The sequence below is a fragment of the Cyanobium gracile UHCC 0281 genome, from assembly GCF_034931305.1.
Classification (GTDB): domain Bacteria; phylum Cyanobacteriota; class Cyanobacteriia; order PCC-6307; family Cyanobiaceae; genus Cyanobium; species Cyanobium gracile_A.
The window spans coordinates 35,385-52,878 of record NZ_JAYGHY010000015.1; the positions used below are offsets into that span (position 1 = coordinate 35,385).

The window sequence follows — 17,494 nt, forward strand, 5'->3', positions numbered from 1 at the left end:
ACCGACCCCGACAACCCCCGATGGCATGAAAACTACAGCGGATCGCCTTGTCATCGCCCTGGGGGATCCCGCCGGCATCGGCGCCGAGGTCACCCTCAAGGCCCTCGCCCAGCCACGCCCCGCCGGCCAGGAGGTGGTGCTGGTGGGCTGCAGCCGCTGGCTGCGCGACTGCCACCGTCAATTGCTGGCGTGCAGCAACGCTCCCCTGGCCGACCCCGACGACTTCGCCCTGGAGGACGTGCCCCTGGAGCAGCCGGTCGTCCCGGGGGTCAGCAGCGCCGCCGCCGGCGCCGCGAGTTTCGCCTGGCTGACCCGGGCCGTGGCGCTGGTGGGGGCCGGCGGCGGCCGGGCCCTGGTGACCGCCCCGATCGCCAAGGCCAGCTGGCAGGCGGCCGGCCATGCCTATCCCGGCCAGACAGAGCGGTTGGCGGAACTCACCGGCAGCGCCGACGCCGGCATGTTGTTCACCGCCCTGGCCCCCGGCGGCGGCTGGCGGCTCAACACGCTCCTGGCCACCACCCACATCCCCCTGGCCGAGGTGAGCCGTCGGCTCACTCCGGAGCTGGTGAGCCGGCGGTTGGAGGCCCTGCTGGCCTTCTGCCGTCGGTTCGAGGGCCGGCCGCGGCTGGTGGTGGCGGGCCTCAACCCCCATGCCGGCGAAGGGGGGCATCTGGGCCGGGAGGAGCAGGACTGGCTGATCGCCACCCTGCAGCGGTGGCAGGGCCTGCATCCGGAGGTGCGGCTGGAGGGGCCCGTGCCGCCGGACACCTGCTGGCTGGAGGCGGCAGCGGCCTGGAAAGGGGAAGGCGCCGGGGCGGACGGCTATCTGGCCCTTTATCACGACCAGGGGCTGATCCCCGTGAAGCTGCTGGCCTTCGACGCCGCCGTCAACACCACCCTGGGGCTGCCCTTCCTGCGCACCTCCCCCGACCACGGCACCGCCTTCGGAATCGCCGGCCGGGGCGTGGCCCGGGCCGACAGCATGGCGGCGGCGATCCACACCGCCTGGGAGCTGGGCTAGGCCGCCTTGATGCGCATCAGCACCTGACCGAATTCCACCGGGGTGCCGTTCTCCACCAGGATCTCCACCACTTCGCCGCTGAACTCGCATTCGAGCTCGTTCATCAGCTTCATCGCTTCGAGGATGCAGACGGGCTGGCCGGCGCTGATGCGACTGCCGACCTCCACAAAAGGGTCCTCACCCGGTGCCGAGGAGCGGTAGAAAGTGCCCACCATCGGAGCGGTGACGGCCTGCAGGTCGCTGCGCACCGAGGCGGCCGGTGGCGGTGGCGCCGAAGGACCGGAGGCGGCGCCGACCGGGGCGGCGGGCATGGGGGCGAGCGGGGGCGGCCCGGCTGGAGCCTGCACCATGGAGACCGTGGCCGGTGCCGGCGACGGCAGGTTGCGGCGCACCTCCAGACGGAAATCGTCTCCTTCGAGCTTGAGCTCCTGGATGTCGCTGTCCCCGAGCAGGGCCAGCAACTGGCGCAGTTGGTCGTGATCGAGCTGCATGGCGATCAGGACTCCCGGCCCAGATAACTGTCGGTACGGGTGTCGACCTTGATCTTCTCGCCGATGGTGATGAACAGGGGCACCATCACCTGGGCGCCGGTCTCGACGATGGCCGGCTTGGTGCCGCCGGTGGCGGTGTCGCCCTTGACGCCCGGGTCGGTCTGGGTGACTTCGAGCACCACCGAATTGGGCAGCTCCACCTCGAGGGGCTTGCCGTTCCAGGAGACCACGCTCACCTCCATCCCTTCCTTGAGGTATTTGCGGCCGTCACCGATCTGCTTGGCGGTCAGACGGGTCTCCTCGTAGGAGGCCATGTCCATGAAGACGTAATCGTCGCCCTCCATGTAGGTGTGCTGGAGGGTCGCCTTCTCCAGCTGGGCCTGGGGCATGGTCTCCCCGGCACGGAAGGTCTTCTCCACCACGTTGCCGCTCTGCACGCCCTTGAGCTTGGTGCGCACGAAGGCCGAGCCCTTGCCGGGCTTGACGTGCAGAAACTCGACAACGCGCCAGACCTGGCCATCCAGTTCGATCGTTGTGCCGGTACGAAAGTCGTTGCTGGAGATCATTCCGGCGGATCGGATCGGGGGATTGTACGTCTGGCTACAGGCACGGCTGCGAGCCGTGCAAGGGAGGCCAGGGCCGGTTGTGCCAAAGTCCAGGCAGTCACAAGGGAAGCATGGACCGGCGACGCAGGCCCATCGGGTTCACCTCCACGCTGGGGGCCAGCCTGGCCCTCCTGCTCACCCTGCTGCTCGCGGTCCCCGCCGCCTGGGCCTACCTGCCCCAGGGCAACGCCGTCAGCGACCCCACCGCCCTGCTGCGCAACGCCCTGCCCATCGACCAGGGCGATCTTCAGAAGCTGCAGCACCGGCTGGAGGACACCAGCGACGACCTGCGGGCCAAGCGCTGGACCAGCCTGACCGGCTCTGTGCGCCGGGCCGAATCCCAGCTGGGCAGCAGCCGCGAGCGGATCCTGGCCAGCTTCGACCCCGCCGACCGGGCCACCGCCGAGGCCCTGCTCAGCGACGCCGGCACCCATCTGCAGGATCTGGCCGCCGCCGGCGAAGCCCAGGACCGGGACGGGTTCCTGGCGGCCCGCCGGGAAGCCCTCGCCGCCATCGGCCGCGCCGAAGCTCTGCTGGTGGGGGACTTCCCCTTCGCCATCCCGCCTGAGTTCGATGCACTGCCGCGGTTGCTCGGCCGCGCCAGCGTGCGGCTGACCACCACCAAAGGCGACCTGATCACCGTCGTTGACGGTTACAACGCGCCCCTCACCGCCGGCGCCTTCGTCGATCTGGTCCAGCGGGGCTTCTACGACGGCCTGCCCTTCAACCGCGCCGAAGACTTCTACGTGCTGCAGACCGGTGATCCCGCCGGCCCGCTGACGGGCTACGTGGATCCCGCCACCAAGCAGGAGCGCCAGGTGCCCCTGGAAATCAAGGTGCCCGGTGAGGAGGCCCCCTTCTACAACCAGACCTTCGAGGATCTGGGGATGTTCAAGGCCGAACCGGTGCTGCCCTTCGCCAGCAAGGGCACCCTGGGATGGGCCCACTCCGACGAGGCCCTGGGCGACGGCTCCTCCCAGTTCTTTCTGTTCCTGTTCGAGCCGGAACTCACCCCCGCCGGTCTCAACCTGATCGACGGCCGCTACGCCGCCTTCGGCTACGTGGTGGATGGTCTGGATGTGCTTGAGGAGCTCACCGCCGATGACGGCATCGTCAAGGCGACGGTGATCGAAGGAGCCGACAACCTGCGCCCCCATGCCTGAGGGGCCCACCCTGGCGGAGCTAGGGGAAACGGAGCTGATCCGGCGCCTCGGCGCCTTCGCGCCCCGGGGCCAGTTCGGCGATGATGCCGCCCTGCTCGCTCAGGACCTGCTCGACCCTGCCGGCAGGGGCGGTCTCCAGCTGGTGGTGAACACGGACGTGATCGTGGAGGACGTCCATTTCAGCGCCGCCACGATGGGCGCCACGGACGTGGGCTGGCGGGCCGCCGCCGCCAACCTCTCCGACCTGGCGGCCATGGGCTGCCGCGACGCCGTGGGGCTCACCGTGGGTCTGGTGGCCCCGGGGGACACCCCCTGGGCGTGGGTGGAGGAGGCCTACGCCGGCCTGACGCAGCTGCTGGCTGCCCATGGCGGTGTGCTGCTGGGGGGCGACTGCAGCGGCGGCCGCCAACGACTGCTGGCCATCACCGCGATCGGCAGGCTGGAGCGCGGCCACGGCGGACCGATCCGGCGCGGGGACGCACAACCGGGCGATCAGCTGGTGTGCACCGGCGCCCATGGCCTGAGCCGCCTGGGCCTGGCTGTGCTGCGGGACGAGGCGCTTCCGGCCCTGGCGCCGGCCGTACAGGCACGGGCCATCGGCGCCCACCGAAGGCCCGTGCCCCGCTTTGATGCGGTGGAGGCCCTGGGCGCCAGCCGGCCGGAGGAGATCCCCTGGCGCGTGGCTGGCTGTGACAGCAGCGACGGTCTGGCGGCGGCGGCGAGCTGCCTGGCGCTGGCCAGCGGCTGCACGGCCCTGATCGAGCGCAACGCACTACCCCTGGCCCCGGAGTTGGAGGCCCTGGCCGCCGCCGAGGACTGGTGCCTCTGGGGCGGTGAGGATTTCGAACTGGTGCTCGCTCTGGAGCCGACCTGGGCGGCAGCCCTGGTGGAGCAACTGCCCGGAACCCGTTGCATCGGCCACATGGAGAGCCCCCAACCGGAGGGTCCCCTGATCTGGTCGGACGGGGGAGGCGCGATCACCCCCCCATCAGCAGGCTTCCAGCATTTCAGCTGATCCCGGACCTGAAGCTCACTTCCAGTTGCGGGCGACCACTTCGGCCAGGTCGACGACGCGCTGGCTGTAGCCCCACTCGTTGTCGTACCAGGCAATCACCTTGACCATGTTCTCGCCCATCACCAGGGTGAGGTCGGCATCCACGATCGTGGATTCATCGGTGCCGGCGTGGTCGGTGGAAACCAGGGGAAGATCGCAGTACTTGATGATCCCCTTCATGCCGTTCTTGGAGGCTTCCTCAAGAACGGAATTGACCTCTTCCTTCGTGGTGCCGCGGCTGACTTCGAGGACGAGGTCGACCACCGAAACGTTGGGGGTGGGAACGCGCAGGGCGATGCCGTTGAGCTTGCCCTTCATCGGCGGGTAAACAAGGGCCACGGCCGTGGCGGCACCGGTGGAGGTGGGAACGATGTTGACCGCAGCGGCACGGGCACGGCGCAGATCGCGATGGCTGGCATCGAGGATGCGCTGGTCACCGGTGTAGCTGTGGGTGGTGGTCATCATTCCCTTGACGATCCCAAAGCTCTGGTCGAGAACCTTGACGAGCGGCGCCATGCAGTTGGTGGTGCAGCTGGCGTTGCTGATGATGTCGTAATCCTCGTGGCGGTACTGGTCGGCGTTCACGCCAATCACGAAGGTGCCGACACCTTCGCCCTTACCGGGAGCCGTGATCAGCACCTTGCTGGCGCCAGCCTCAATGTGCTTGCCGGCCCCCTTCTGATCAATGAAAACGCCGGTGGCTTCGATCACCAGATCGACGCCCCACTCCTTCCAGGGGAGGTTGAGGGGATTGCGATCGGAGAAGCATTTGATCGGCTTGCCATTCACGACGATGGTGTCGTCGGTATAGCTCACTTCCGCGTTGCGGATGTGGCCGAGCATCGTGTCGTATTGGAGCAGGTGAGCGTTGGTCTTCGGATCGGAGGTGTCGTTCAGACCGACCACTTCGATGCCGGTGTTCTCACCGCGGCTGAGCCAGCAGCGCATGAAGTTCCGACCGATTCGGCCAAATCCATTGATCGCAACGCGCAAGGTCATGGCAGAAAGCGGTGGAACCCGCTAGCAAGGGGGATTTTGGCTGCCGATCATACAGAAATGGGGTCCTGCTCTTTCCCGCAGCCACAGGCCCCGGATCGGACGGTCGGCAAAGCGCAGTATCCCGCAACGGGGGGAGGGCGGACCTGACGTTATTTTCGTCAAGGCCTGGAGTCCCCCTTGATCCCAAAGCTCGATCGCCGTCAGCCGCTCCATTTCATCGGAGCCGGTGGCATCGGCATGTCTGCCCTGGCGGGGATCCTGGCGGAACGGGGCTTCCTGGTCAGCGGTTCCGATCCCCGCCCCAACCCGGTGCTGGAGAGGCTGCGGACCGCTGGGGTGCGGGTGTTTCAGGAGCAGACCGCCGCCACGATCGCTGCGGTGATGGCGGCCGAAGGCGCCCCCATGGTGGTGATCAGCTCGGCGGTGCCCGCCGCCAACGAGGAGCTGGCCGAGGCCAGGCGGCGCGGGCTGTCGATCGTGCACCGCTCCGACGTGCTGGCGGCCCTGATCAATGACCAAGCCTCGATCGCCGTGGCCGGCAGCCACGGCAAAACCACCACCAGCACCCTGATCGCCACCCTCCTGGAGGCCGTCGGCGAAGACCCCACCGCCGTGATCGGCGGCATCGTGCCGGCCTTCGGCAGCAACGGCCGCCATGGCCAGGGGCGGTTGCTGGTGGCGGAAGCCGACGAATCGGACGGCTCCCTGGTGAAGTTCACACCCCGGCTCGGGTTGCTCACGAACGTCGAACTCGACCACACCGACCACTACCCGGACCTGGCCTCCCTGGTGGCCACCCTGCAGCGCTTCGCCAGCGGCTGCACGACCCTGCTGGCCAACCGGGACTGCCCGGTGCTGCGCGAGCACTTCCAGGCCGCCAGCTGGTGGTCCACCAGCAGCAGCGAGGCGGCGGACTTCGCCGCCATTCCCCTGGAAGAGCGGGGCGACGGCACCCTGGCCACCTGGTACGAGCAGGGGGTGGCCCTGGGCACCCTGGAGGTGCCCCTGCCCGGCCGCCACAACCTGAGCAACACCGTGGCGGCGATGGCGGCCTGCCGCCTCGAGGGCGTGCCCTTCGAGACCCTGCGACTGGCGGTGGCGGGCCTGCGCCCCCCCGGGCGCCGCTTCGACTGCCGTGGCCTGTGGCAGGACCGGGCGATCGTCGACGACTACGCCCATCACCCCAGCGAAGTGGCCGCCACCCTGGCGATGGCCCGGCTGATGGTGGAGAGCGGTCGCAGCCCGCTGCCGTTGGTGCCCCGCCGGCTGGTGGCGGTGTTCCAGCCCCATCGCTACACCCGCACCGCCCAGTTCCTGGACGACTTCGCCGCCGCCCTGACCCACGCCGATGCGGTGCTGCTGGCGCCGCTCTACGCCGCCGGAGAGGCCCCGATAGCGGGGATCTCCAGCCCGGCCCTGGCCGAAGCGGTGCGGGTCCTCGCCCCTGACCTGCCGGTGGCAGTCGCCGCCAGCATGGAGGCGCTGGCGGAGCTGGTGGCCAGCGGCACCGGCCCGGGCGACCTGGTGCTGGCCATGGGAGCCGGCGACGTCAACAGCCTCTGGGACCGCCTGGGGACCCTCGACGGGCACGAACGCCCCTCGGCACTGGTGGCCTGAGGGGATGGTCGCGGCCCCGTCCTGCCAGCCCCGCCCCTCGGTCTCCCTGCGGGAGTTCACCACCTGGAAGGTGGGCGGGCCCGCCGCCTGGTTCGCCGAACCTGCCGACCAGGAGGCCCTGATCGCCCACGCCGCCTGGGCGGCGGCCGCAGGCCTGCCCTTCCGCTGCATCGGCGCCGGCTCCAACCTGCTGATCGCCGATGCGGGCCTCGACGGCCTCACCCTCTGCAACCGCCGCCTGCAGGGCAGCCGCCTGGATCCGGGCGAGGGCTGGGTGGAGGCGGAGGCGGGGGAACCGATCCCCACCCTGGCCCGCAAGGCCGCCAGGAGCGGTCTGCGGGGGCTGGAGTGGGCGGTGGGCATCCCGGGCACGGTGGGTGGGGCCGTGGTGATGAACGCCGGCGCCCAGGGGGGCTGCACGGCCGAGTGGCTCGCCTCGGTGTGGGTGCTGGATCCCCGCCGGCCCGAGTCCCCCTTCCGTCTGGAGGCCGCCGATCTGGCCTTTGCCTACCGCCACAGCCGTCTGCAGGACGAACCGCTGCTGGTGCTCTCGGCCCGGTTCCGCCTGGAGCCAGGCCACGACCCGGCCACCCTCACGGCCCGCACCAGCGCCAACCTGCAGAGTCGCACCAGCACCCAGCCCTACCAGCAACCCAGCTGCGGCAGCGTCTTCCGCAACCCGGAGCCGCTCAAGGCGGGCCAGCTGATCGAATCCCTCGGCCTCAAGGGGCTGAGCGTCGGCGATGCCCAGGTGTCACCCATCCACGCCAATTTCATCGTCAACACCGGTTCCGCCACCGCCGCCGACATCGACGCCCTGATCCGGTTGGTGCAGCAACGGGTGCTGGAGGACCGCGGTGTGCAACTGCACCCGGAGGTCAAACGGTTGGGGTTCTAGCCTGCTCCCCTACGTTGACCACCTGGCATGGCCGGCTTCGGACTTCCCAACTTCGGACAGCTGACCGAGGCCTTCCGCAAGGCCCAGCAGATTCAGCAGGACGCCCAGAAGCTCCAGGAGGAGCTCGATGCGATGGAGCTGCAGGGCAGCGATCCCGAGGGCCGGGCCAGCGTCTGGCTGACCGGCAACCAGCAGCCGCTGCGGGTCGCGCTGAGCCCCGAGCTGCTCGCTGAACCGGCCGAGACCGTGGAAGCGGCGGTGCTGGCGGCCCTCTGCAACGCCTACGAGCTCTCCACCACCACCATGCGCGAGCGGATGGAAACCCTGACCGGTGGCCTGGATCTCAATCTTCCCGGTCTGGGGAACTGAGCTCCCCTTCCAGCGCCTGACGCCGCGTGCTGCGGGAGGAGCGGCGCAGCTGGGGATCGAGCAGGGGCTCGAGTCGATCACCCCGCCGTCGCATCCCCCCTTCCTCCTGGCGCCCCTGACCGCCACGGCAGCGGGCCCCTGCCAGGGCCTCCACCTCCTCCAGGCAGCGTCCATAGATCCCATGACGGTCCCAGGTGCCTCCCATGGCACAACCGGGATCCCCCTGGTGGCGGCAGTTGGCGAAGCGGCAGGGGGAGGCCCTGAGCCGGGCCAGCAGCTCGGGGAAGGCGGCGGCGAGGGTCTGGGGATCGCCCGGCAGGGCGGGGGTGTTGAAGCCCGGTGAATCGGCCACCAGGGCCCCCGGAGCCAGGGGAAACAGTTCGACATGCCGCGTGGTGTGACGTCCCCGCCGCAGCCGTCCGGACACGGCGGCGACGCGGAGGTCCAGGGCGGGGGCCAGGGCATTGAGCAGGCTGCTCTTGCCCACGCCGGAGGGGCCGCAAAGCACGGCGATGCCCGGCTGCTCCAGATCACTCCGCAACGCCGCCAGGCCCGCCCCGGTGCAGGTGGACACGGCCAACGTGGCGTAGCCCCAGCCCTCCAGCCGCCGGCACCAGGCCTCCACCGCGGCGGCCGGCAGCAGGTCGGCCTTGCTCAGCACCACCTGCACCGGCTGGCCGGTGGCCTCCGCAGTGATCAGGAAGCGGGTGAGCTGCAGGGGATCAAGGCCCGGCTCGGCCAGGGCCACCACCACCACCACCCGGCTGACGTTGGCGACCGCCGGCCGTTGCAGCAGGTTGTGGCGGGGTTCGAGGCCCACCACCGCCCCCCGTCGCGCCCGCCAGTCAACGGACGCCACCGTGACCCGATCGCCGACACACACCTGCAGGCCGCTCTTGTCGAGGCGGGTGCGGCGGGTGCACAGCAGGCGGCCATCTGGGCCGAGCGCGGAGGGCCCATCGAGATCCACCAGGCAGTAGTTGGCCTGCAGGGCCACCACCCGACCCGGCAGCGGCTCAGCCCCCATCCCGTTGCACCCGTAGCCGCACCCCGTCCTCTGGGGCGAACGGCGAAGGGACGACCAGCTCCACGGCGTGACCCTCGGAGCGCAGGCCCTCAGCCACCATCTGCTCCGGTTCGCCCCCATCCAGGTCGATCTGGAGCCAGCCGCCCGTTGGCAGCGTTTCGAGCGCCAGGCGGGCCCGGATGAAGTTCACCGGGCAGGCGGTGCCCCGCAGATCGAGGGCCACCGGGTCGTTCAACCGAACAGGCCGCCGAACAGGCCGCTCTTGTGGTGGTGGCGCTGTCCCTTGCTGGTGTGGTGTCCGGCCAGCTGCTCGAGCAGTTGCCGCTCCTCACCGTTGAGCTTGGTGGGCAACTGCACCTTGATGGTGAACTGGTGGTTGCCGCGGGCCACCGGATTGCCCAGGCGGGGAATCCCCTTGCCCTGCAAGGTGATCACCGCCCCGGGCTGGGTGCCGGGGGGGATCTCCAGGGGCTCCTGACCATCGACGGTCTCCACTTCGATCGTGTCGCCCAGGATCGCCTGGAGGTAATTGAGCGACACCTCCGACAGCACCGTGACCCCATCCCGCCGCAGATGCGGGTGGGCCTGGACCGTGAGGAACACGTAGAGATCACCCGCGGGTCCACCCCGCTGGCCGGCGTTGCCCTCCTGGCCGACCCGCAACCGGGTGCCCGAGTCGACACCGGCGGGAATGTTGATGCGCAGCTTCTTGCGCACCTGCTGCAGGCCCTGGCCGCCGCAGGCGGAGCAGGGATCGGCGATCACCTGGCCGCTGCCTTCGCAGGTGGGGCAGGGTGCCACCTGGGTGAAGTTGCCGAAGGGGGTGCGGGTGGCCCGTCGCACCTGGCCGGCGCCGCCGCAGGTGCCACAGTTGGTGGGGCCGCTGCCCGCCTTGGCTCCCGAGCCGCTGCAGGTGGAGCAGGTTTCGAGGTGGCGGATCTGGACGTCCTTCTCACTGCCGAAAACGGCCTCACTGAAGCTGATGGTGAGATCGAGCCGCAGGTCGTCGCCCTGGCGCGGTCCGCGGCGGCGTGCGCCACCGGCGGCACCGCCGCCGGCCCCACCGAAACCGCTGAAGAAGGTTTCGAACAGGTCGGCGAAGCCACCCATGTCGCCCATGTCGGGCATGCCACCGCCCCCACCCAGGCCGGCCTCGCCGAACTGGTCGTAACGGGCCCGGGCCTGGGGATCACTGAGCACCTCGTAGGCCCGGCCGATCTCCTTGAAGCGGTCCTCTGCGGCCGGATCCTTGTTGACATCCGGGTGGTACTGGCGGGCCAGGCGCCGGTAGGCCTTCTTGAGGCTGTCGGCATCCACGTCCCGGCCGACACCGAGCAGCTCGTAGTAATCGGCCATCAGTCGGATTGCCCTTCACTGGGGGAAGCCGAGGCTTCGGCAGGGCTCGACCCGCCGTCCGGACCGGGGCCCATGGACACCTTCACCAGGGCGTGCCTGAGCACGCGGCCGTCAAGGTGGTAGCCCCGCTGCAGCTCCTCGATCACCACATCCTCCGGATGGTCCTGACTGGGTTCGCGCAGCACGGCTTCGTGAAGGCTGGGGTCGAAGGGTTCCCCTTCCACCCGCATCGGCGAAACCCCCAGCTGCTTGAACACGTCAACCAACTGCTTATAGAGGTTCTGGTAACTGCGATGCAGGGTCTGGGCCTCTTCGCTCTGGGGGTTGAGCTGCTGGCGGGCCCGGTCGAAGTTGTCGACCACCGGCAGGATCTCGGTGAGGGTGGTGCAGGTGATGTGCAGGCGCTGGTCCTCCTTGTCGCGGCTCTGGCGCTTGCGGAAGTTGTCGAAGTCGGCGGCGATGCGCATGTACTGGCCCCGCAGCGACTCGTTTTCGCTGCGCAGGCTGGCCAGTTCGGCCTCGAGCTGGCCGAGGCGATCGACGGGTTCCCCTTCGGATGGGGGCCGCTGGGAGCCTGGATCAGCCGCGGTGGCGTCGGCGTCGCCATCGGCGGTCGCCTGCAGGGTCTCGAGGAGGCCATCCACCCGGGCCGCGTCGACCGCGCCCTCCCGGGGATCGATCCGTTCCTCATGGGGGGGAGTGATGTCTCCGGTCATGCGTTCTGGCAGGGATGTCAGATCCAGTTATGTTGAATGCCGAGGAGCCCTCTCCACAAGCGGTGGAAGCCCGCACCTCGGATCCAGGCTTCGCACCCGATCCTTTCCTCGATGCCATCAGAAGGTCTCACCCAGCGTCCGCAGGTCACCGGAGCGGAGCACACGTCCCTGTTCCGCGGTCTCGATCTGGGCCAGGCCGCCACGCCGCAGGGGCAGATCGCACCGGAAACCGAGGACCTCGAAGCCAGCAGCTCCGGCGAGGGGATCTCCCCGGTGATGAGTTTGGTGGACCGGATTCTGATCGAATCGCTCACCACCGGTGCCAGTGACATCCACGTTGAGCCCCAGGAGGATGGCCTGCTGGTCCGGTTCCGCCAGGACGGCGTCCTGCGCAGCATCGACAAGCTGCCCCGCACCCTGATCCCGGCGGTGACCTCCCGCTTCAAGATCATGGCCGACCTGGACATCGCCGAGCGGCGGATGCCCCAGGACGGTCGGATCCGCCGCAACTTCCGCGGCCGCACCATGGACTTCCGGGTCAGCACCCTGCCAGGCCGCTACGGCGAGAAGGTGGTGCTGCGGCTGCTCGACAGCGGCGCCACCCAGCTGGGCCTGGACAGCCTGATCACCGATGAGGACGCCAGGGCCACCCTGCGGGACATCGGCTCCAAGCCCTTCGGCATGATCCTGGTCACCGGACCCACCGGCTCCGGCAAGTCGACCACCCTCTACGCCCTGCTCTCAGAGCGCAACGAACCCTCGATCAACATCTCCACGGTCGAGGATCCGATCGAGTACACCCTCCAGGGGATCACCCAGACCCAGGTGAACCGGGAAAAGGGCTACGACTTCAGTTCGGCCCTGCGCGCCTTCATGCGGCAGGACCCGGACGTGCTGCTGGTGGGAGAGACCCGCGACCTGGAAACCGCCCGCACCGCCATCGAAGCGGCCCTGACGGGCCACCTGGTGCTCACCACCCTGCACTGCAACGACGCCGCCAGCGCCTTCGCCCGGCTCGATGAGATGGGCATGGAGCCCTTCCTGGTGAGCGCATCGCTGCTGGGGGTGGTGTCCCAGCGATTGCTGCGGCGACTCTGCAGCGAGTGCCGGGTCCCGTACCACCCCAACCATGTCGAGCTGGCTCGTTTCGGCCTGGTGGCTTCTGATGAAAGCGAGATTTCGTTTTATCACGCCAACACGGTGTCTCCCGGCTCGGAGGGATGCTGCAGCGCCTGCCAGGGCCGGGGCTACAAGGGTCGGGTGGGCGTCTACGAGATCCTGCGCATGAATGAGACGCTCTCCGCCGCCGTGGCCAAGCGGGCGACGACCGAGGAGCTGCGGCGTCTGGCCCTGGAAAGCGGCATGAAAACCCTCCTGGGCTACGGCCTCGACCTGGTGCGGCAGGGGCTGACCACCCTCGAGGAAGTGGAGCGGATGCTGCTCACCGACACCGGCCTGGAATCAGAACGGAGGGCCCGGGCCCTGAGCACCCTCACCTGCCGCAGCTGTGGGGCCGGACTGGAGGACGAATGGTTGGAATGTCCCTACTGTCTGACCGTTAGGAACTGAGCGGAATGGACCTTCTGATCGAAGACCTGATGCAGGAGCTGGTGAAGGCCGGAGGCAGCGACCTGCACCTCTCCGCGGGCAATCCCCCCTACGGCCGTTTCAGTGGTCAGCTGAGGCCCATCATTCAGAACACGAAGCTCAGCGAGGAAAGCTGCAACCGCCTGATCTTCTCCCTGCTGAACAACGCGCAGCGCAAGAATCTCGAGCAGAACTGGGAGCTGGACTGCTCCTACGGCCTCAAGGGTGTCGCCCGTTTCCGCATCAATGTCTACCGCCAGCGGGGCACCTATGCGGCCTGCCTGCGGGCGCTTGGCAACTCGATCCCCAGCCTGGAGAAACTCGGGCTGCCGCCGATCGTCGAGGAGATCAGCAACAAACCCAAGGGTCTCGTCCTGGTCACCGGTCCCACCGGCTCCGGCAAGACCACCACCCTGGCTTCCTTGATCGAGCACATCAATGCCACCCGTTCGGAGCACATCCTCACCATTGAGGATCCGATCGAGTTCACCTACAGGAACAACAAGTCGATCATTCACCAGAGGGAACTCAATGAGGACACCCGCAGCTTCTCCAATGCCCTGCGAGCAGCCCTGCGGGAAGATCCCGATGTGATCCTGGTGGGGGAACTCCGCGACCTGGAAACAATCCAACTGGCCATCACCGCCGCCGAAACCGGCCACCTCGTCTTCGGGACGCTGCACACCAGCTCCGCCTCCCAGACCGTGGATCGGATGGTGGATGTGTTTCCCGCCGGCCAGCAGACCCAGATCCGGGTGCAGCTGAGCGCCAGTCTGCTGGCGGTCTTCTCCCAGACCCTCTGCAGGAGCGCCGAGCCCACCTCCAACGGCGCCTTCGGCCGGGTGATGGCCCAGGAAATCATGATCAACACCCCGGCCATCGCCAACCTGATCCGGGAAGGCAAGAGCTCCCAGCTCTATTCCCAGATCCAGACCGGCGCCAGCCAGGGCATGCAGACCCTTGAGCGCGCCCTCGCGAACCTGGTGGAGGACGGCCGGGTCAGCCGCGATGAGGCCCTGCTGAAAACCACCAAACCCGAGGAACTCGTGCGGCTTCTCGACCGATGATGGTTCCCTGATCCCCTTCCACCGGACGCCGATACCCGTTTCACCCGAGCGCCGCCATGACCGCCTTCGTCGTCACGTACACCACCAAGTCCGGCCAACGCCGGGAGATCACGCTGACGGCGGACAACCCTTCAGTGGCCCGGCGGGAGCTTCGCCGCCGCGGCATCCTGCCGAACACCCTGGTTCGCAAAGAGGCGCCGAAGATTCCCCAGGGGGGCGCCAAGAAAGCGACCTCCTCCTTCAGCGGCCTGGCGGACCTGCTGGAGGGCCCGGTGACGATCCGGGACAAGGCCCTGTTCGCCAACAAGCTCTCCGCCCTGGTGGACGCGGGCGTGCCCATCCTGCGCAGCCTCGACCTGATGCGGATGCAGCAGCGCTCGAAAAAGATGCGCCTGGCCCTGGCCGGCATGACCCAGGACGTGAACCAGGGCGACAGCCTGGGCAATTCCATGCGCCGCTGGCCGAAGGTGTTCGACAACCTCAGCATCGCCCTGGTGGAGGCGGGCGAAGCCGGCGGCGTCCTCGACGACACCCTCAAGCGCCTGGCCAAGCTGCTGGAGGACAACGCCAAGCTCCAGAACCAGATCAAGGGGGCCATGAGCTATCCGGTCACGGTGCTGGTGATCGCGATCGCGGTGTTCCTGGGCATGACCATCTTCCTGATCCCGACCTTCTCCAGCGTCTTCGATCAGCTGGGAGCAGAGTTGCCCCTGTTCACCCAGTTGATGCTCAACCTCAGTGAGTTTCTGCGCTCCTGGAAGGCCCTGATCCTGCTCGGGGGTCTGGTGGGTTTTGCCTTCTGGGTGGTGGCTACCTACAAAACGCCGATCGGGCGGCGTCAGATCGATGGCCTGCTGCTGAAGCTGCCCCTGTTCGGGGAGCTGCTCGTAAAAACGGCAAGTGCCCAGTTCTGCCGCACCCTGAGCTCCCTCTCCAAGGCTGGGGTTCCGATTCTTCTTTCCCTGGAGATCGTGAGGGAAACGGCCACCAATGCTGTGATTTCCGATGCCATCATTTCCTGCAAAAATGAGGTGAGTGAAGGCATGCCGCTCAGCGCCGCCCTGCGGATGAAGAATGTGTTCCCGGAGATGGCCGTCAACATGCTCGCCATCGGTGAAGAAACCGGCGAGATGGACGCCATGCTCTCCAAGGTGGCCGACTTCTACGAAGACGAGGTGACCACCATGGTGAAAGCCATGACCTCCATGCTTGAGCCCGCCATGATCGTGCTGGTGGGCATCATCGTCGGATCAGTGTTGCTGGCGATGTACCTGCCGATGTTCTCGATCTACGAGCACGTGCGCTGAGCCGCCAGCGCCTGCCCCGCCAGCCAGCCCGAACTCCAGCAGTGCTGGAAGTTGAAACCACCCGTCACCCCATCCACATCCAGCAGCTCCCCCACCAGGAACAGCCCCGGCTGAACCCGGCTCTCCATCGTGGCCAGGTTGACTTCCGCCAGGGGGATGCCACCGGCGGTCACGAACTCCTCGCCGAAGGGTCCCCGGCCTGAGATCTGGTAGCGGCTGTCCCGCAGGGCGGTGACCAGGGCCTGCTCGCTGCGGCGGGGCAGATCGGCCCAGCGCAGGCTGGCGTCGACGCCTCCCAGGGCCAGCAAGTGCAGCCAGAGGCGGCGGCTGAGATCGGGCCAGGGGCGCCAGTTGCCAAGCTGACGGCGGGCCTGTTCGCGGCGGGCATCGGCGAACCACCCCTCCAGCTCTGCTGGCTTGCGGCCCCCGGTCCAGTCGACCCGGAGCTCGGCCCGGTAGCGGCGTTCCCGCAGGGCGCGGGCGGCGAAGGCCGTGAGCCGCAGGGTGGCCGGACCGCTGAGGCCCCAGTGGGTGATCAGCACCGGCCCCCGTTGCCGCTGGGGCTTGGTGGCGGTGGTGGCGGCGATTCCCGGCAGGGGCGTGAGCAGCAGCTCCAGCTGCACCGGGTCCATGGCCACCCCGGCCAGCTCCACCAGGGGGTGGTCGGCCAGGGTGAGGGTGAACAGGGAGGGCACCGGCGTCACCAGGCCATGGCCCAGGGAGGCGGCGATGCGGTGGCCGCTGGGGTGGCTGCCCGTGGCCAGCACCAGGTGCTCGGCCACCAGCTCGGCCCCCGAGCGCAACCGCAGCCGGAAGCCACCGTCGGGGAGGGCCTGGGCCGTCTGGCCCGCCTGGGCCGTGTGCAGCCCCACCCCGGCGGCGATCGCCGCCCGGCGCAGGGTGTCGACCACCGAGCTGGAGCGGTTGGAGCGGGGAAACAGGCGGCCGTCGGGCTCCTCCACCAGCTGGAGGCCGTGGGCCTGGAACCAGGCCACCGTGTCGCCGGTGGCGAAGCGCGAGAAGGGCCCCCGCAGGGCCTTGCCGCCACGGGGATAGTGATCCACCAGCACCCGCGGATCCCAGCAGGCGTGGGTGACGTTGCAGCGACCACCGCCGCTGATCAACACCTTATGCAGCGGTTCGGGGGTGGACTCCAGCAGCAGCACGCCCCCGGGGAAGCGGCCTCCGGCCGCTTCGGCCGCCGCAATGGCGGCCATGAAGCCCGCCGGACCACCTCCCACCACCACCACGGAGGCACGGCTGGGCAGCATGGGGCGATGGAGCACAACTACCGCTTCAGTGTGGCGCCCATGCTGGACTGCACCGATCGGCACTTCCGGGTGCTGATGCGGCAGGTCAGCCGGCATTGCCTGCTGTACTCCGAGATGGTGGTGGCCCGGGCGCTGCACCACATCGCCCGGGACGGCTCCGCCTCCCGGATGGGGGAACGGCAGCAGCGGCTGGAACGGCTGCTGGGGTTCGATCCGATCGAGCACCCGCTGGTCCTGCAGCTGGGGGGCGACGACCCCGAGCTGCTGGCGGAGGCCGCCCGGATGGGGGCCGCCTGGGGCTACGACGAGATCAACCTCAACCTGGGCTGCCCCAGCGAAAAGGTGCAGCAGGGCCGCTTCGGGGCCTGCCTGATGGCGGAGCCGGAGCGGGTGGCCCGCTGCGTGGCGGCGATGGCGGCGGCCACGCCCCTGCCGGTGACGGTGAAGCACCGCATCGGCATCGACGAGCGGGATTCCTACGCCGAACTGCTGGCCTTCGTGGACACCCTGGCCGCGGCCGGCGCCGCCCGCTTCGCCGTCCATGCCCGCAAGGCCTGGCTGAACGGCCTCGATCCGAAGCAGAACCGCACCGTGCCACCCCTGCGCTGGGATCTGGTGCACCGCCTCAAACGGGAGCGCCCGGCGCTGCGGATCGAACTGAACGGCGGCCTCGAGGAGCTGGCACCCTGCCAGGAGCAGCTGGCCTGGGTGGATGGGGTGATGGTGGGCAGAGCCGCCTACGCCCATCCCCTGCGCTGGGCGGGGGTGGACCGGCAGATCTTCGGGGATGGGGGCGCCGAGGAGGCCCGGGCCTCGACGGTGCTCCGGGGTGTGCTGCCCCACGCCGAGCGCTGGTGCACGGCGGGCGGACGGCTGTGGCCGATCGCCCGACACCTGGTGCAGGTGGTGGAAGGGGTCAGCGGGGCGCGCGGCTGGCGCGGCTGGC

General features: G+C 69.0%; 18 protein-coding genes. 10 read left to right on the forward strand and 8 right to left on the reverse strand.

The annotated features are described in order from the left end of the window. Nucleotides 1-25: 25 nt before the first annotated feature. Nucleotides 26-1,021, forward strand: coding sequence for a 4-hydroxythreonine-4-phosphate dehydrogenase PdxA (gene pdxA, locus VB739_RS06770; protein ID WP_323356333.1), 996 nt, complete (start codon nucleotides 26-28; stop codon nucleotides 1,019-1,021). Here the strand turns inward: pdxA and accB are convergent. Both accB and efp read right to left on the reverse strand, forming a co-directional pair. Further along, nucleotides 1,018-1,512 carry an acetyl-CoA carboxylase biotin carboxyl carrier protein gene (gene accB, locus VB739_RS06775; RefSeq protein ID WP_323356334.1) on the reverse strand — a complete coding sequence of 165 codons (495 nt, stop codon included), beginning with the start codon at nucleotides 1,510-1,512 and terminating at the stop codon, nucleotides 1,018-1,020. The two genes, pdxA and accB, sit on opposite strands and share 4 nt — an antisense overlap. Before the next feature lie 5 nt (nucleotides 1,513-1,517). Next, complete coding sequence (gene efp, locus VB739_RS06780) at nucleotides 1,518-2,078, reverse strand: elongation factor P (RefSeq protein WP_216907098.1); 561 nt, start codon at nucleotides 2,076-2,078, stop codon at nucleotides 1,518-1,520. Between the two features lie 110 nt (nucleotides 2,079-2,188). Between efp and VB739_RS06785 the strand changes: the two genes are divergently transcribed. Next, entirely contained in the window at nucleotides 2,189-3,280 is a 1,092-nt protein-coding gene (locus VB739_RS06785; RefSeq protein WP_323356335.1) for a peptidylprolyl isomerase, read from the forward strand. After that, the gene (gene thiL, locus VB739_RS06790) at nucleotides 3,273-4,295 is read left to right on the forward strand and encodes a thiamine-phosphate kinase (RefSeq protein ID WP_323356336.1); all 1,023 of its coding nucleotides are present in this window, start codon (nucleotides 3,273-3,275) and stop codon (nucleotides 4,293-4,295) included. Before VB739_RS06785 ends, thiL begins: the two co-directional genes overlap by 8 nt. Nucleotides 4,296-4,310: 15 nt before the next feature. On the opposite strand, the gene VB739_RS06795 is transcribed toward thiL, so the two are convergent. Next, the gene (locus VB739_RS06795; RefSeq protein WP_323356337.1) at nucleotides 4,311-5,333 is read right to left on the reverse strand and encodes a type I glyceraldehyde-3-phosphate dehydrogenase; all 1,023 of its coding nucleotides are present in this window, start codon (nucleotides 5,331-5,333) and stop codon (nucleotides 4,311-4,313) included. 180 nt (nucleotides 5,334-5,513) lie between these two features. Here VB739_RS06795 and murC point away from each other — a divergent pair, with 180 nt between their 5' ends. From murC to VB739_RS06810, 3 genes are read left to right on the forward strand one after another with little or no spacing between them, the layout of a single operon-like run. Continuing rightward, nucleotides 5,514-6,950, forward strand: coding sequence for a UDP-N-acetylmuramate--L-alanine ligase (murC, locus tag VB739_RS06800; RefSeq protein WP_323356354.1), 1,437 nt, complete (start codon nucleotides 5,514-5,516; stop codon nucleotides 6,948-6,950). A gap of 4 nt (nucleotides 6,951-6,954) precedes the next feature. After that, nucleotides 6,955-7,848 (forward strand): UDP-N-acetylmuramate dehydrogenase, encoded by an 894-nt coding sequence (gene murB / locus VB739_RS06805; RefSeq protein WP_323356338.1) that lies wholly within the window; start codon nucleotides 6,955-6,957, stop codon nucleotides 7,846-7,848. A 27-nt stretch (nucleotides 7,849-7,875) separates the two neighbouring features. Continuing rightward, nucleotides 7,876-8,217: a YbaB/EbfC family nucleoid-associated protein gene (locus VB739_RS06810; RefSeq protein WP_323356339.1), complete on the forward strand. Its 342-nt coding sequence runs from the start codon at nucleotides 7,876-7,878 to the stop codon at nucleotides 8,215-8,217. On the opposite strand, the gene rsgA is transcribed toward VB739_RS06810, so the two are convergent. The 4 genes from rsgA to grpE are packed head-to-tail and all read right to left on the reverse strand — an operon-like array spanning nucleotide 8,192 to nucleotide 11,316. After that, entirely contained in the window at nucleotides 8,192-9,244 is a 1,053-nt protein-coding gene (rsgA, locus tag VB739_RS06815; protein ID WP_323356340.1) for a ribosome small subunit-dependent GTPase A, read from the reverse strand. The two genes, VB739_RS06810 and rsgA, sit on opposite strands and share 26 nt — an antisense overlap. Beyond that, a complete protein-coding gene (locus VB739_RS06820) occupies nucleotides 9,234-9,479 on the reverse strand; it encodes a sulfurtransferase TusA family protein (RefSeq protein WP_323356341.1) in 246 nt (81 codons plus the stop codon). The genes rsgA and VB739_RS06820 overlap by 11 nt, the downstream gene beginning before the upstream one ends. After that, a complete protein-coding gene (gene dnaJ / locus VB739_RS06825) occupies nucleotides 9,476-10,600 on the reverse strand; it encodes a molecular chaperone DnaJ (protein WP_323356342.1) in 1,125 nt (374 codons plus the stop codon). Before dnaJ ends, VB739_RS06820 begins: the two co-directional genes overlap by 4 nt. Then, nucleotides 10,600-11,316, reverse strand: coding sequence for a nucleotide exchange factor GrpE (grpE, locus tag VB739_RS06830; protein ID WP_323356343.1), 717 nt, complete (start codon nucleotides 11,314-11,316; stop codon nucleotides 10,600-10,602). The genes dnaJ and grpE overlap by 1 nt, the downstream gene beginning before the upstream one ends. A gap of 111 nt (nucleotides 11,317-11,427) precedes the next feature. Here grpE and VB739_RS06835 point away from each other — a divergent pair, with 111 nt between their 5' ends. Genes VB739_RS06835 through VB739_RS06845 form a run of 3 tightly spaced genes read left to right on the forward strand, consistent with a single transcriptional unit; the run spans nucleotide 11,428 to nucleotide 15,277 of the window. Further along, entirely contained in the window at nucleotides 11,428-12,885 is a 1,458-nt protein-coding gene (locus VB739_RS06835; RefSeq protein WP_323356344.1) for a GspE/PulE family protein, read from the forward strand. Nucleotides 12,886-12,890: 5 nt separating this feature from the next. Beyond that, nucleotides 12,891-13,970 carry a type IV pilus twitching motility protein PilT gene (locus VB739_RS06840; protein WP_323356345.1) on the forward strand — a complete coding sequence of 360 codons (1,080 nt, stop codon included), beginning with the start codon at nucleotides 12,891-12,893 and terminating at the stop codon, nucleotides 13,968-13,970. Nucleotides 13,971-14,026: 56 nt separating this feature from the next. Then, entirely contained in the window at nucleotides 14,027-15,277 is a 1,251-nt protein-coding gene (locus VB739_RS06845; protein WP_323356346.1) for a type II secretion system F family protein, read from the forward strand. Here the strand turns inward: VB739_RS06845 and VB739_RS06850 are convergent. Continuing rightward, the gene (locus tag VB739_RS06850; protein WP_323356347.1) at nucleotides 15,259-16,548 is read right to left on the reverse strand and encodes an NAD(P)/FAD-dependent oxidoreductase; all 1,290 of its coding nucleotides are present in this window, start codon (nucleotides 16,546-16,548) and stop codon (nucleotides 15,259-15,261) included. The genes VB739_RS06845 and VB739_RS06850 overlap by 19 nt on opposite strands. 39 nt (nucleotides 16,549-16,587) lie before the next feature. Here VB739_RS06850 and dusA point away from each other — a divergent pair. Further along, nucleotides 16,588-17,494, forward strand: a 907-nt coding sequence (gene dusA, locus VB739_RS06855; protein WP_323356348.1) for a tRNA dihydrouridine(20/20a) synthase DusA, incomplete at its 3' end; no start/stop codon positions are given.

Bases quoted from the DNA above. Each gene is read 5' to 3' on its own strand.
- pdxA (WP_323356333.1), top strand. From the start codon at position 26: ATGAAAACTACAGCGGATCGCCTTGTCATCGCCCTGGGGGATCCCGCC.
- accB (WP_323356334.1), bottom strand. From the start codon at position 1,512: ATGCAGCTCGATCACGACCAACTGCGCCAGTTGCTGGCCCTGCTCGGG.
- efp (WP_216907098.1), bottom strand. From the start codon at position 2,078: ATGATCTCCAGCAACGACTTTCGTACCGGCACAACGATCGAACTGGAT.
- VB739_RS06785 (WP_323356335.1), top strand. From the start codon at position 2,189: ATGGACCGGCGACGCAGGCCCATCGGGTTCACCTCCACGCTGGGGGCC.
- thiL (WP_323356336.1), top strand. From the start codon at position 3,273: ATGCCTGAGGGGCCCACCCTGGCGGAGCTAGGGGAAACGGAGCTGATC.
- VB739_RS06795 (WP_323356337.1), bottom strand. From the start codon at position 5,333: ATGACCTTGCGCGTTGCGATCAATGGATTTGGCCGAATCGGTCGGAAC.
- murB (WP_323356338.1), top strand. From the start codon at position 6,955: ATGGTCGCGGCCCCGTCCTGCCAGCCCCGCCCCTCGGTCTCCCTGCGG.
- VB739_RS06810 (WP_323356339.1), top strand. From the start codon at position 7,876: ATGGCCGGCTTCGGACTTCCCAACTTCGGACAGCTGACCGAGGCCTTC.
- rsgA (WP_323356340.1), bottom strand. From the start codon at position 9,244: ATGGGGGCTGAGCCGCTGCCGGGTCGGGTGGTGGCCCTGCAGGCCAAC.
- dnaJ (WP_323356342.1), bottom strand. From the start codon at position 10,600: ATGGCCGATTACTACGAGCTGCTCGGTGTCGGCCGGGACGTGGATGCC.
- grpE (WP_323356343.1), bottom strand. From the start codon at position 11,316: ATGACCGGAGACATCACTCCCCCCCATGAGGAACGGATCGATCCCCGG.
- VB739_RS06835 (WP_323356344.1), top strand. From the start codon at position 11,428: ATGCCATCAGAAGGTCTCACCCAGCGTCCGCAGGTCACCGGAGCGGAG.
- VB739_RS06840 (WP_323356345.1), top strand. From the start codon at position 12,891: ATGGACCTTCTGATCGAAGACCTGATGCAGGAGCTGGTGAAGGCCGGA.
- VB739_RS06845 (WP_323356346.1), top strand. From the start codon at position 14,027: ATGACCGCCTTCGTCGTCACGTACACCACCAAGTCCGGCCAACGCCGG.
- VB739_RS06850 (WP_323356347.1), bottom strand. From the start codon at position 16,548: ATGCTGCCCAGCCGTGCCTCCGTGGTGGTGGTGGGAGGTGGTCCGGCG.